The 14200-nt window shown below is 45.1% G+C and carries 9 protein-coding genes; 8 read left to right on the top strand and 1 reads right to left on the bottom strand.

Annotated features, from left to right (window positions below):
• The first annotated feature begins 7 nt into the window (after window positions 1-7).
• The 6 genes from PGU50_RS03875 (at window position 8) to PGU50_RS03850 (ending at window position 7829) form a co-directional block, all read left to right on the top strand.
• The gene (locus PGU50_RS03875) at window positions 8-904 is read left to right on the top strand and encodes an ABC transporter permease (RefSeq protein ID WP_117824730.1); all 897 of its coding nucleotides are present in this window, start codon (window positions 8-10) and stop codon (window positions 902-904) included.
• Entirely contained in the window at window positions 904-1920 is a 1017-nt protein-coding gene (locus tag PGU50_RS03870) for an ABC transporter ATP-binding protein (protein WP_117824729.1), read from the top strand. Before PGU50_RS03875 ends, PGU50_RS03870 begins: the two co-directional genes overlap by 1 nt.
• A 4-nt stretch (window positions 1921-1924) precedes the next feature.
• The gene (locus PGU50_RS03865) at window positions 1925-2899 is read left to right on the top strand and encodes an ABC transporter ATP-binding protein (RefSeq protein ID WP_270246151.1); all 975 of its coding nucleotides are present in this window, start codon (window positions 1925-1927) and stop codon (window positions 2897-2899) included.
• Window positions 2900-3626: 727 nt separating this feature from the next.
• Entirely contained in the window at window positions 3627-4853 is a 1227-nt protein-coding gene (locus PGU50_RS03860; protein ID WP_270246150.1) for an efflux RND transporter periplasmic adaptor subunit, read from the top strand.
• 3 nt (window positions 4854-4856) lie between these two features.
• On the top strand, window positions 4857-6557 hold the full coding sequence (locus PGU50_RS03855; protein ID WP_270246149.1) for an HlyD family secretion protein: 1701 nt from the start codon (window positions 4857-4859) through the stop codon (window positions 6555-6557).
• Window positions 6558-6572: 15 nt separating this feature from the next.
• On the top strand, window positions 6573-7829 hold the full coding sequence (locus tag PGU50_RS03850; protein ID WP_118198332.1) for an ABC transporter permease: 1257 nt from the start codon (window positions 6573-6575) through the stop codon (window positions 7827-7829).
• Window positions 7830-7911: 82 nt separating this feature from the next.
• On the opposite strand, the gene PGU50_RS03845 is transcribed toward PGU50_RS03850, so the two are convergent.
• Window positions 7912-8847 carry a LysR family transcriptional regulator gene (locus PGU50_RS03845; protein WP_270246148.1) on the bottom strand — a complete coding sequence of 312 codons (936 nt, stop codon included), beginning with the start codon at window positions 8845-8847 and terminating at the stop codon, window positions 7912-7914.
• A 139-nt stretch (window positions 8848-8986) separates the two neighbouring features.
• Between PGU50_RS03845 and PGU50_RS03840 the strand changes: the two genes are divergently transcribed.
• Together PGU50_RS03840 and PGU50_RS03835 are read left to right on the top strand one after the other, a co-directional pair.
• Window positions 8987-10423 carry an aspartate ammonia-lyase gene (locus PGU50_RS03840; protein ID WP_270246147.1) on the top strand — a complete coding sequence of 479 codons (1437 nt, stop codon included), beginning with the start codon at window positions 8987-8989 and terminating at the stop codon, window positions 10421-10423.
• 106 nt (window positions 10424-10529) lie between these two features.
• Entirely contained in the window at window positions 10530-14135 is a 3606-nt protein-coding gene (locus PGU50_RS03835) for an ABC transporter ATP-binding protein/permease (protein WP_270246146.1), read from the top strand.
• The last annotated feature ends 65 nt before the right edge of the window (window positions 14136-14200 follow it).

Here is a 14200-nt window from a genome sequence, read left to right as displayed (position 1 = left end):
AAAAAAGATGTATTTTACAAGAAAAAGTATGTCTGAAGCCAGTGAAGCGATTTTTAAAGAACAGAGACAGCTTCGGAAAGAAAAACTTCTTGCAAATCCGGCACTGATCATCGGTGCAGTCGGATTTGTCGTAATTCTTATTGTAGCTGTCCTGGTTCCGCTTCTTAGTAAGGTTGATCCAAATGCCATGACGGTCACAGAACGTTTTAAAGCGCCGTGTGCAAAATATATTTTTGGAACAGATGAATATGGCCGTGATATATTCATCCGTCTGATGTATGGAGCCAGAGTATCCCTATGGGTAGGCGGATGTGTTGCTGCATTTTCCTGCATCCTTGGCACGATCATCGGTGTGTATGCAAGTTATTTCAAAATTCTTGACCAGATCCTGATGAGAATCTGTGATGGTCTGATCGCCATTCCGGGAATCCTTCTTGCAATTGCCCTGATCGCAGCACTTGGTACTTCCAGCTGGAATGTGGTGCTTGCCCTGACGATCGTTTATACACCGAGTGTGGCGCGTACTGTCCGTGCAAGTGCGATGGTCATCAAAGAGCAGCCGTATGTGGAGGCTGCAAAGGTGCAGGGGTTCAGTAACTTTAAAATCCTCTGGAAGCTGATCCTTCCGGGCGTTATTTCACCGCTTACCGTGCAGGCCTCTTTCATTTTTGCACAGGCAATCATTTCCGAAGCATCCTTAAGCTTCTTAGGTGCTGGTATTCCGGCTCCGGCAGCAAGCTGGGGAAATATGCTGCAGGACAGTAAGCTGGTATTTTCAAAGGCACCGTGGACCATGATCTGCCCTGGTATTGCAGTAGTAGTCTGTGTACTCAGTCTGAATCTTCTGGGCGACGGTCTCCGGGATTTCCTTGATCCGAGAGTAAAAGGAGGAGCGAAGAAATAATGGAAAAGCAGTGTAATGAATGTAAAAACCCAATTCTGGAAGTCAAAGATCTGCGGGTAAAATTCTCCGTTCATAAGAAATGGCTTCCTGCAGTAGACGGAGTAAATCTCTGCATCCAGCCGGGTGAGATCATCGGAGTTGTAGGAGAGTCCGGATCCGGAAAAAGTGTCATGTCACAGTCCATTCTCCGTCTTCGTGATCACGACACCGCAGTGCAGTACGAGGGAGAGATCCTGTTTGAAAATGAAGACCTGTTAAAGCGACCGCTTTCCAAGATGAGAGAGATCCGTGGAAATGATATTTCTGTTATTTTCCAGGATCCGCTGAACTCTTTAAGCCCGGTACATACCGTTGAAAAGCAGCTCAGCGAAATCGTGCTTCTTCATAAAAACGTAACAAAGGCAGAGGCAAAGGCACGTTCAATCGAGATGCTGAAGCTGACCGGGATTCCGAATCCGGAAGACTGCATGAAAAAGTACCCGTTTGAATTATCCGGTGGTATGCAGCAGCGAGTGATGATCGCAATGGCACTTGCCTGCGAGCCGAAGCTTCTGATCGCAGATGAGCCGACGACTGCCCTGGATGTAACAATCCAGGAACAGATCCTGCATCTAATCAAAGAGCTGAATGAAAAGCTTGGTATGTCCGTGCTCTTTATCACGCATGACATGGGGGCGGTTGCGCAGCTCTGTCATAGTGTGAAGGTTATGTATCTGGGACAGGTAGTAGAAGATACTACGACAGAAGAACTTTTTGCCAATCCACTGCATCCGTATACGGAAGGGCTTCTTGCCTGTATCCCGCATCTTGGAGTGGAGAGAGGTAAAGAACTTCCAACTATTCCGGGAACCGTACCACCGCTGACCAAGATCCCAGTCGGATGTCATTTCTGTACCAGATGTAAATACGCGGATGACCGCTGCAAGAATACACAGCCGCCGCTTGTGGAAGCAAGAAAAGGGCATCTGGTAAAATGTTGGAAATATGCAGATCAGGCAGTGAAAGAGGAGGTATAGACAGATGAGCGAATATTTACTGGAAATTAAAAACTTAAAAAAGTCCTTCCCTCTGAAAACCGGAAAGAGCAGCCTTTTTGGGAAAACATCCCGGATGTGTGCGGTAGATAATATGTCCCTTTCCATCAAAAAAGGTGAGACATACGGACTGGTTGGGGAGTCCGGATGTGGAAAATCTACCACAGGACGTGCAATTGTAGGGCTGACAAAACCAGACAGTGGCTCCATTCTTTACGATGGAAAGGATCTTTGTAAATTACGTGACAAAGAGTTCAGACCACTTAGAAAAGAATTGCAGATGGTATTCCAGAATACCCTTTCTGCACTGAATCCGCGTCAGAGAATCGGAAATATCCTGGAGGATATCCTGAAGATCCACAGCAATCTGGATGCAGCAGAAAGAAGAGAAAAGGTAGTAGAGGTTCTGAAGAAGGTAGGGCTTTCCGAAGACCATTATTTCCGTTTTCCGCACGAGCTTTCCGGTGGGCAGGTACAGCGTCTTGGTATTGCAAGTGCCCTTGTTATCGGACCAAAGCTGATCGTCTGTGATGAACCGGTATCTGCGCTTGACGTATCGATTCAGGCACAGATCCTGAATATGCTGATGCAACTTCAGAAGGAACTGGGACTCAGCCTTTTATTTATTTCACACGATATCGGTGTTATCCGTTTTATCTCAGATCGTATTGGGGTTATGTATCTGGGAACACTGGTAGAAGAAACCGATACCGAAGAATTGTTTGCAAATCCACTCCATCCGTACACGAAAGGACTTTTTGCTTCTGTGCCGGATCCGTATATTGAGCGGGACGGATTTTCAGAGCTTTCCGGAGAACAGCCGGTCAGAACCGAAGATTTTAAGGGTTGTGCGTTCTCCACACGCTGTCCGAATGCGACAGAAAAATGCAGACAGGAAGCACCGGTTTTCAGAGAAGTGAAGGCGGGGCATAAAGTAGCTTGTCATATGGTAGAAGAATAGAGTATGTAAGAAAACACCGCAGGAAATGGGGGAATCCTGCGGTGTATTTTTTGTGGATGTAGAAGGGGGGACGAAGGGCATGGAGGGGAGGTTGTGAGGGTGCGACATAGAAAGGTAATCCCGTAGATTCCATTGCGCAAATCATTCCAAGGAACCACTTGGGGCGGGAATCGTGTTCAGCAGAGGCTTCCACGATTCCTGGGTTTCCTCTCCATTGCGCAAAAAGTGAATCTACGGGATTACTTTTCTATGTCGCACCCATTCTACTTTGCTGGCTTTGCCCTTCTGGGTGTTCAATGTTCAAAAAAGTAGTGGGACTGCTGTTATTGGGCATTACATGTATATTTAAAAAGAATGAAAATTCAGTCAAAAAATCAAGCGATATAAAAATAAATGAAAATTAAGAAAATATAAATAGTATTCTCCACTGTTTTCCAGTATACTGAAGCTATGATTGGACATCGGAATTTAAGTTATGGGGCGATGGTATTGTGCGATAACTTAGAGGGACAAATTGGATCTGGAAAGTGCTGCGGCTTCCTTATTGAGGCAATGGAGAGGAAACTCAGGAATCGTGGAAGCCTTTGCTGAACACGATTCCCGCTTTCAGAGGTTCCTCGGAATAGTTTGCCGAAGGGAAGCCGCAGCACTTTCTATATACACTTTGTCGGACTAACTTCAACAAACTTTTACACCTTAAAAGTAGAATGATGAGGAGGGAATGAAAATGAATGTAAAGGGGAATTTCAAAGAAAATCTGATGGGGAAGAAAAAGGTGATTTTTATTATATGCTTTATTTTTGCAGTTGCTCTGATTGCCGCAATCCTGCACATGGTTTCGGGAGTGGGAAAGGATTCCGCGAAAAACACCCTCTATGCAGACAAGGTCAGCGTGATCACCGGAAACGGAAGCGGAACCGTGAACCGATTTGCAGGCGTTGTGGAGGCGCAGGATACTTTGAAAATCTCACTTTCAGAAGGACAGAAAGTGAAAGAGATTTTCGTAGAAAAAGGGCAGGAAGTGGAGCCTGGGACGAAACTCTTTGAATATGATACAGAGGAGCTTGCGATGACACTGGAGCAGGGGAATCTGGAGCTGGAGAAGATAGGGAACAGTATTTCCAATCTGAATTCACAGATTGCGGCCTTAACGACAGAGAAAAAGAATGCACCGGCAGGTGAGCAGCTTTCTTATACAACGCAGATCCAGGAGCTGCAGACGAATGTAAAACAGGAAGAATATAATTATAAAGTAAAAGAACTGGAAGTGAACCGGACGAAGAAGAGTCTGGAATCATCCACGGTGACATCCACGATTGCAGGAATCATCCAGGAGATCAATCCGGATCCTAGCTATGATAATTACAGTGGAGAAAAGCAGGCATTTATGAGCATTCTTTCTACTGGAAAATACCGAATTAAGGGAAAGATCAGTGAACAGAATATCGGTGAGCTTCAGCCGGGAATGGCTGTGACAGTGCGGGCAAGGAATAACCAGGAGGAGATCTGGAAGGGATCTGTGGATGTGATCGACACAGAAAAACCGGAGAGCAGTTCACAAAGCGAGATGTATTCCGGCTCGGATTCTTCTGCCCGGGCAACTAAGTATCCATTTTATGTAACGCTTGAAACCAGTGATGGTCTGATGCTGGGACAGCATGTATATATCGAGCCTGGAACCGGAGTAAATACAGAGGGATTACATCTGATGACTGCTTATATTGTAGATGCAGACGGGAAAGAGCCTTACGTTTGGGTAGCAAATAAAAAGGACAGACTGGAAAAGAGAAATGTAAAGCTTGGTGCTTATGATGAGGAGCAGGATACATGGGAAATCACAGAAGGACTGAAAGAGACGGATTACATTGTCTGGCCGGATGGAGAATGTAAAGAAGGAGCAGCCGTTCAGAAGAACGAAAATGTACAGGCAGGAGGCATGGAAGAGGGGGAATAAAGGATGACTTTTCAAAAAAGAAATAAGAAAAAAATTCTTCAGATCGGGATTGCTTTGGTTGTCTGTGTATGTTTCATTGGAGGCGGCACTTTATTTGCAATGAAAAAAAGTGAAAAAGCGGTCAAGGTAGCACCGGTAGCAAGTATGAGTAATGGTGGATGGTATTCAGAATCGGATATTTATGATTATGCGAAGGTGCAGGCAGGTGCGAGCCAGGACATTTACCATGATGATACCCTTACGATCAAGGAGATTTATGTCAAATCAGGGGATACGGTGAAGATCGGCGATCGTCTGGTTGCCTATGATACTACGCTTGCAGGACTTGAGCAGGAGATGAAGCAGATGGAGATTCAGGGGATTGAACTGAATATTCAGAATCAAAAGGCAGAATTAGAACAGTTGAAAAATGCAAAGATTGTTGCATCTGTTGAAAGAAGCCAGGATGAACTACGAAAAATGACTGCAAAAGGAACCAGACCTGGAATAATACGGACTGCGGATACAAAGAAAAATGAAGGGGAAAATCCGGATACTTCCGAAAATCCTGAGCAGCCGGAGACACCAGAAAATCCGGAAGGACCGGAAAAACCATCAATCGGGAAGCCGTTTCCGGAAGAACTGAAGGATAAGATCATTTATAAAGAGATTACAAAGGACGCTGCTCCTTATAATGAAGATGGAGATGGAACAAAAGAAAAGCCGTATCGCTATCTTTGTGCGCCGGGAGCAACGGTAAATGCGGAGTTCATGCTGAAAATGCTGGAAGAGAGGGCGGTCTGTATCTTTGATGTAGTGGATCAGGAGAAGGAACCGACGCTTCTTTTATACTCCTGGACGCTGGACGGAAAGACCGGACAGGTGATAAAGCCCGAAAATCCGGAGCAGCCGGGGACACCGGAAGAGCCGATAATTCCGGACGAACCGGATAACCCTGGTGGATATGAAGAACCGGATCCAGGAGACGCAGATGGAATGACCAGGGAAGAGCAGGCAAAGCAGATCCAGGAAAAAGAACAGAAGATCAAGGACCTGGATCTGGAAAAGCGAACAGCGCAACTGGAATTGAAAAAGCTGGATAAAAAAGTAAATAATGGTGTTGTAAAAAGTACAGTAGAGGGAACGGTAAAATCTGTACTTGACGAAGAAGAGGCAAAGCTGGAGAATAAACCGGTTATATCTGTGACCGGAAAAAATGGTTGCTATGTAATCGGAGGGATTGCCGAAAGCAGCTATGATAAATTAAAAGAGGGTATGACTGTGATGGTGACTTCCTGGAATACGGGGAACTCTTATGAGGCAACGATCACCAGTATCGGTAATTCACCGGTTGAAAGTATGAAGAGCAGCGAGAATCCTAATATGTCCTACTATCCGTTTACTGCAGTGGTTGAGAAAGATGCAGATCTTTCATCTGGCGATGGTGTCAGTATTTCCGTAGACGGACTTTCGGGTGACAATGGGAATTCGATTTACCTGGAACAGATGTTCATAAGAGAAGACGGAAACCGCTCCTATGTATACAAGAAAGGAAAACATGGAAGGCTGGAGAAGCAGTATGTAGAGGTTGGAAAAAATATGTACGGTTCCATGGAAATCGTTTCCGGACTTACCATGGAGGATGAGATTGCATTTCCGTATGGAAGAAATGTAAAAGAGGGTGCGAAGACAAAGACAGTGGAGTCATTGTATGATTATAATTAATGAGGGGGTGAGGAGATGCTTGAAGATATCAGGCTGGCATTTCAGGGAATCTGGAGTCATAAGCTGCGGTCTGCGCTGACGATGCTTGGTATTATTATCGGAATCGGATCGATCATTGCAATTGTTTCAACGATCAAAGGAACCAATGAGCAGATCAAGAAAAATCTGGTTGGCGCGGGAAATAATGCGGTCAATATCCAGCTTTATCAGGGAGACTGGACACTGGATCTGTCTTATCAGGAGGTTCCGGATGGAATACCGGAGATTTCAGATCAGGCACTTGGTGAGATTCAGGCACTGGATGAGGTGGAAAGTGCATCCCTTTATCACAGACGGAATGAATATGATGCTGTATATGCAGGCAGTCAGAAGCTGGCAAGCTGTAATATTCTTGGGATAGATTCCAATTATCTGGATGCCTATGGATTTCAGATCACAAAAGGGCGTGGCTTTTCCGAAAAAGATTTTACTGCAAACCGGAAAGTTGTGCTGCTTGATAAAACGACAGCCACAGCTCTATTCCCGGATGGAGATGTGATCGGAAAGATTATTGAGGTTAAAGGGGAGCCATTTACCGTGATCGGTATGATGGCGAGAAAAGAAAATTCGCAGCCGGTGATCAATTCGATGGAAGACTATTACCGTTATGTATCCACAGATGGAAGCGGAACGATCTGTATTCCGGATACACTGTGGTCGATTATTTATCAGTACGATGAACCGCAGAATCTGGTTGTCCGCGCGACAAGCACAGATGAGATGACCGTGGCAGGAGAAAAGGCGGCAGATATCCTGAACAGTTATCTGACTGTGTCTGATGAGACGATAAAGTATAAAGGGGAAGATCTTCTGGAACAGGCGAACCAGATCCAGGAGATCAGTAGCTCGACGAACCAGCAGCTGCTCTGGATTGCAAGCATTTCACTTCTGGTTGGCGGGATCGGTGTTATGAATATCATGCTGGTGTCTGTGACAGAAAGAACGAGAGAAATCGGTCTGAAAAAAGCGCTGGGGGCAAGAAAAAGAAGGATCCTGACGCAGTTTCTGACGGAAGCGGCAGTGCTTACCCTTCTCGGAGGTCTGATCGGTGTGGCAGGAGGAATTGCGCTTGCCTATATTATTTCCGCAGTCTCGGCAGTTCCGGTGGCAATCAGCGGAGTGTCTATTCTGGTCGGAGTAGTATTTTCCACACTGATCGGAATTATTTTCGGACTCCTTCCGTCGGTGAAGGCGGCGAACATGAATCCGATCGATGCACTCAGAAGTGAGTAGGTTCATGTAGAGAAGAAATATTTGTCGGATCCAAGATTGCAGATAAATAGATAGTATCTGTTCTACAGGAAAGTGGCGTGCCTTACTGGCACGCCATTTTTAAAAATTCTTCCATTGCCCTTGTCTGGTAGCGACCATTTTTCCAGTAGAACCGGATGTCACGGCTGCTTTCGCCTGCAGGAAGCTTATAGTACACCACATCAGAGGTAAGAGGTACTTTTGAGAGCATGATATCTCCGATAAAAGAGATCCCCATGCCGGAGCAGGTGATGTTGTAAGAAGTCATCTGCTGATCCATTTCCAGGATGATATTTGGTTCAAAGAGATTGTTCTGGCAGATCATACGGGCACGCTTCCCTGTGTCGTTTTCCGGTTTCAGCATAATAAATGGTTCACTTTTAAAGCGTGTCAGAGGAACGGGAGGGCAGGATTCTTTCAGAAATCTTTTGCTCAGGATATCTTCTACAGGAAGCTGATAGGAGCGCAGCCTATTATTGATCGGGAATGCTCCAGGAACAGCAAGGATCAGGTGCTCTTCCTGAAATTTACGGCAGCCGTAGATGGCGGCATCCAGAACACTGCTGTCCAGCATCAGATCCAGCTGCCCGTGTCGCAGCATACGGGCAAGATTGGCAGTGGTTTCTTCAACCAGGCTGATCTGGATCAGAGGATATCTGCGGGCAAAATCCGCGATCAGCGGAGGCAGGATCCAGGAGGAAAACAGGTTGCTTCCTCCGAGGGTGAGTGCTCCTTTTTTCAGATCGCCCCAGTCGTTTACAAATCCTTCAAATTCATTCTGGATACTTTTTATTTTTTCTACTGCTTTGATATACTGTACCCCACATTCGGTAAGGGACAGTGGTTTGGTACTCCGGTCAAAGATCGGATATCCGATGTGGTGCTCGACACGCTTTACGTTGGCACTGAGTGAAGGCTGTGAGATAAATAACTTCTCAGCCGCCTTGGAAAAGCTTTTTTCCAGATAAACTTCATAAACATATTCCATTCCCTGAAACATAGGTATTCTCCTTTGACATAGTTTTAAAATTATAGTTACTATAAAAATATATGTATTAGATTATATTGTAACACAGAACTATAATGAAAACAACAAAGGCAATACGCCAAAGAAAAATGGAAAATTGAGGGTTTTTGAGATGGAAAATGGAAAAGAAAACAAAACAGGTTATCGTGTAGAACAGGATTCAATAGGGGCAAAGGATATTCCGGGAGATGTATATTACGGGGTACAGTCACTGCGTGCTGCGGAGAATTTCCGCATTACCGGGCTGAATATGCATCCGGAGATCATCAACAGTCTTGCGTACATAAAGAAAGCATCTGCGATCACCAACTGCGAGAGTGGGATTCTGGAAAAGAAAAAGGCAAAAGCAATCGTACAGGCATGTGATGAGATCCTTGCAGGAAAGTTGCATGAGTACTTTATCGTAGATCCGATCCAGGGAGGTGCGGGAACTTCTCTGAACATGAATGCAAACGAAGTCATTGCCAACCGTGCGATTGAGATTCTTGGCGGGAAAAAGGGAGATTATTCAGCAGTAAATCCGAATGATGATGTAAACTGCGGACAGTCCACAAATGATGTTATTCCGACAGCCGGCAAGATGACTTCACTCAGACTTCTTCAGAATCTGAAAAAAGAACTGCTCAGACTTCATGGAGCGCTCTGCAAAAAGGCAGAGGAATTTGACCATGTGATCAAGATGGGACGCACCCAAATGCAGGATGCAGTTCCGATCCGTCTGGGTCAGGAATTTCAGGCATATTCCGATGCCATCATGCGTGATATCCACCGTATGGATAATGCGATGGACGAGATGCGTACCGTCAACATGGGTGGAACGGCAGTCGGAACCGGAATCAATGCAGATGAAGCCTATGTAAGCCGTATTGTTCCGAATCTTTCAAAAATATCTGATATTCAGTTTGTCCAGGCTTTTGATCTGATCGATGCAACCCAGAACCTGGATCCGTTTGTGGCAGTATCCGGTGCAGTGAAAGCGTGTGCAGTCACACTTTCCAAGATTGCCAATGACCTGCGTCTGATGTCATCCGGACCAAGAGCCGGATTTGGTGAGATCAACCTTCCGGCAAAGCAGAATGGTTCTTCGATCATGCCGGGGAAAGTGAATCCGGTCATCCCGGAAGTAGTGAACCAGGTCGCATTTAACATCATTGGAAATGATGTGACGATCACGATGGCAGCAGAGGGTGGACAGCTGGAACTGAATGCGTTTGAACCGATCGTATTCTACTGTCTGTTCCAGTCGATCGATACACTTGCATATGCAGTGCAGACTTTTATTGACAACTGTGTGACAGGAATCACAGCCAATGAAGAGAGATGCCGTCAGCTGGTAGAGAACAGCATCGGTGTAATTACTGCAATCTGTCCACATGTAGGCTATGAGAAAGCAGCGGAGATTGCGAAAAAAGCAATGAAGACCGGAGAATCCATCCGTAATCTGATCCTCAGAGAAGGGCTTTTAAGTGAAAAAGAGATGGAAACCGTTCTGGATCCGGTCAATATGACAGAGCCAGGTATTTCGGGAAAAGAACTTCTCAGAAAATAGAGACTAAAAAGAATTAAATTTTTCTAAAAGACATGATTTTCTCCTTTTAAGGGTGTACAATAAAACATACGTGTTTCATGAGTTACAACTTAAAAGGAGAATTTTTATGCTTCAAATTCAACATATCTGCAAAGAATACCGTACAGGTACGCTGGTACAGAAGGCATTGGATGATGTAAGCCTGAGTCTCAGGGACAATGAATTTGTTGCGATCCTGGGACCGAGTGGTTCGGGAAAGACGACACTTCTTAATATCATCGGTGGACTGGATCGGTACGATAGTGGTGATCTGATCATCAACGGGATTTCTACAAAAAAATATAAAGACAGAGATTGGGATTCCTATCGGAATCATACCATTGGTTTTGTATTTCAGAGTTATAATCTGATTCCACATCAGACGGTACTTGCCAATGTGGAGCTGGCACTGACCATTTCCGGGATTGGGAAGGAAGAACGGAAAAAGAGAGCGATCGAGGCTCTGAAAAAAGTTGGTCTTGGAGGGCAGTTGCATAAAAGACCGAGCCAGATGTCAGGCGGACAGATGCAGAGGGTGGCAATCGCCCGTGCGCTGGTCAACGATCCGGATATCCTGCTTGCTGATGAGCCGACCGGAGCGCTGGATACGGCGACCAGCGTGCAGGTTATGGAACTTTTAAAAGAAGTGGCAAATGACAGGCTTGTTGTAATGGTTACGCATAACCCAGAGCTTGCTGAAGAATATGCAACCCGTATCGTAACGCTCAAGGACGGAAAGATCCGTTCGGATACGGACAAATTTTATGTCAATGAAGCGGTCATGGAGGAGCCGGAGCATAAGAATATGGGGAAATCTTCCATGTCATTTCTGACGGCTCTTTCCCTGAGTTTTAATAACTTAAAGACGAAGAAAGCAAGGACTCTTCTGACATCTTTTGCCGGTTCTATTGGAATTATCGGGATTGCACTGATACTGGCACTTTCCAACGGAGTCAATGCCTACATCAAGTCAATTGAAGAAGAGACTCTTTCCGAGTATCCGCTTCAGATCCAGAGTACCGGATTTGATATGACATCGATGATGGTAGGCAATATGGACAGTGGTTCGGGAAGTTCGGATAAGAAGGAGACAAAAAAAGACGGGGAAGTCAAGGTTATGCAGATGATGACCAATCTGTTTTCCACGATGGACTCCAACGATCTGAAGTCTTTAAAAGAATATCTGGATGGAGGAAAAAGTGGAATTGAGGACTATACCAGTGCCGTTGAATATTCTTATAATATTTCACCAAGAATCTATCGGCAGAACAAGGATGGTTCCATTCGCCAGGTGAATCCGGACAAATCCTTTGAGTCGCTTGGAATCAGCTCTGGCGCAAGTACCAACAGTCTGATGTCATCGATGATGAGTACGAATGTTTTTTATGAAATGCCTAAGACGGAGGGGCTTTATGAGAACCAGTATGACGTGAAGGCGGGACGCTGGCCGCAGAATTATAATGAATGTGTACTGGTGCTGACTTCGGACGGAGGCATGAGTGATTTTCTCCTTTATACTTTGGGACTGCGGGATCAGATGGAACTGGACGAAATGATCCAGGAATTTATCAATGAAGAAGATGTGAACACTCCGGCAAATATCGGAACATATACCTATGAGGATATTATTGGAAAAACTTTTAAACTGGTTAATGTGTCTGACTGCTACGAATATGACAGCCAGTACGAGATCTGGAAGGATAAATCCGATAATAAGGAATATATGAAGAAACTCGTGGATCAGGGCGAAGAACTTAAAATCGTCGGAATCGTACAGGCATCGGAAGATGCAAATGCTTCCGCTCTGACACCGGGGATTGGCTATCCGCAGAGACTTACTGAGCATGTCGCAAAAGAGGCTGCAAAAAGTGAGATTGTAAAAGATCAGCTGGAGAATCCATCCAAGAATGTATTTACCGGAGAACAGTTCGGAACCACAGAAGAGAAGAACGGACTGGATGCGAACAGTCTGTTTACGGTAGATGAGGATGCATTTCAGAAAGCATTTGTTTTAGACGACAGTGGATTTTCCGGTGATCTGTTGTCGGCAGATTCCCTGAATCTGGAAAATGCATTCCGGATGGGTGGGGATTCTCTGGATCTGTCCGGGATGATAAATCTGGATCAGATCAGTCTTGACGTGTCCGGTATGCCACAGATGAATCTTGGCGATATGATCGGAAGCCTGAATCTTACCGTAAAACCGGGTGGAATGCAGAAGTTGTCTGAGAGTGTTATGGAAGGTTATCAGGAGTATGTGAAATTCCATCCGGAAGCAGATTATTCAAATCTGGCGAGAGATTTTATGGATTACCTGATGACGGATGAAGCGCAGAAGATCCTGAAAGATAATCTGCAGGAGATCATTGAGAGCACCGGTGGGTTTAAGATTACAATTGATCAGATGCAGGAGCTTGTACAGCGTGTGATGGAAGGATATCAAAAGTATGCTGCGGAAAAAGGATATACAGATCCGGATAAATTTGGAGAATACCTGGCGGAGTATTTACAGACCGAGGAAGCAAAAGAGATTATGAATGCCTGGCAGCAGGAGGTTTTTGGAGATACGGTGATAAATATTACTTCTGACCAGCTGAAAAAACTGACAAAAGAACTGGCGAGTAGTTATCCGGCATATGCTGCGGCGAATGGAAAAGCAGATCCGACCAAAATGGGAGATTATTTTCTGAACTACCTTGCCACAGCAGATGGAAAACAGCGTCTGATGAACGGGCTTTCCGAGGTGATCGATATGGATCAGCTGGAGAGCCAGTTAAGTGCGACAATGGGAAGTTACATGGCAAAGGCAATGGGAACTTATACCCGAGCAATTTCGGATGTGCTTGAGACACAGATCACTTCGGCAATGAATCAGATCGTCACTCAGATCACAGAAAAAATCGGGAACGCCATGCAGGCTGCCATGGGAAATGTGGGAACCCAGCTGCAGAACATGCTTGGAAGTTCGATGAAGATTGATACCGATGCATTTGCAAAGGCATTTCAGATGAATATGACAGAAGATGATCTGAAAGAGCTGATGACATCCATGACAATGAGCGCGACTGCTTCCTATGACAATAATCTGCAGAAGCTTGGATACGTGGATTTTGCGAACCCGAGTCAGATTTCCATATATCCGACGGATTTTGAGAGTAAAGAAAAAGTGGTGAAAATCCTGGATTCTTATAACAGCCGGATGGAAAAAGAAGGAAAAGAGGAACAGATCATCACTTATACCGATATAGTCGGAACACTGATGTCTTCCGTGACAAATATCGTGGATATCATCAGCTATGTGCTGATTGCGTTTGTGGCGATTTCCCTTGTAGTATCTTCAATTATGATCGGGGTTATCACCTACATCAGTGTACTTGAACGGAAGAAGGAGATTGGAATCCTGCGCGCGATCGGGGCATCTAAGAGAAATGTATCGCAGGTATTTAATGCAGAAACCGTTATCATTGGTCTGTGTGCCGGACTGATCGGAATCGGACTGTCACTGCTGCTTCTGATCCCTGGAAATATGATCATCCATGCGGTGGCAGATAATAACAAAATCAATGCATTTTTACCAGTGCTTCCGGCAATTGTGCTGATTCTTTTGAGTATCGGGCTTACCCTGCTCGGTGGAATCATTCCGTCAAGGAAAGCAGCAAAGAGCGATCCGGTGACAGCGCTTAGGACAGAATAAAAAAAGAGCCTGCAAATAAAAAGTCAAGGCTAAATTGAAGAACATTGAAAATTTTATACAGGTTG

This window comes from Coprococcus sp. AM11-30B, from assembly GCF_027674365.1.
GTDB lineage: Bacteria > Bacillota > Clostridia > Lachnospirales > Lachnospiraceae > Allocoprococcus > Allocoprococcus comes.
Note: the sequence above shows the minus strand (reverse complement) of the source record. Positions and strands in the feature narration are given on the sequence as shown.

What these genes read in the sequence shown, in the direction of transcription:
- PGU50_RS03875 (WP_117824730.1), top strand. Translation starts at nt 8, where the DNA reads ATGTATTTTACAAGAAAAAGTATGTCTGAAGCCAGTGAAGCGATTTTT.
- PGU50_RS03865 (WP_270246151.1), top strand. Translation starts at nt 1,925, where the DNA reads ATGAGCGAATATTTACTGGAAATTAAAAACTTAAAAAAGTCCTTCCCT.
- PGU50_RS03840 (WP_270246147.1), top strand. Translation starts at nt 8,987, where the DNA reads ATGGAAAATGGAAAAGAAAACAAAACAGGTTATCGTGTAGAACAGGAT.
- PGU50_RS03855 (WP_270246149.1), top strand. Translation starts at nt 4,857, where the DNA reads ATGACTTTTCAAAAAAGAAATAAGAAAAAAATTCTTCAGATCGGGATT.
- PGU50_RS03835 (WP_270246146.1), top strand. Translation starts at nt 10,530, where the DNA reads ATGCTTCAAATTCAACATATCTGCAAAGAATACCGTACAGGTACGCTG.
- PGU50_RS03860 (WP_270246150.1), top strand. Translation starts at nt 3,627, where the DNA reads ATGAATGTAAAGGGGAATTTCAAAGAAAATCTGATGGGGAAGAAAAAG.
- PGU50_RS03845 (WP_270246148.1), bottom strand. Translation starts at nt 8,847, where the DNA reads ATGTTTCAGGGAATGGAATATGTTTATGAAGTTTATCTGGAAAAAAGC.
- PGU50_RS03850 (WP_118198332.1), top strand. Translation starts at nt 6,573, where the DNA reads ATGCTTGAAGATATCAGGCTGGCATTTCAGGGAATCTGGAGTCATAAG.
- PGU50_RS03870 (WP_117824729.1), top strand. Translation starts at nt 904, where the DNA reads ATGGAAAAGCAGTGTAATGAATGTAAAAACCCAATTCTGGAAGTCAAA.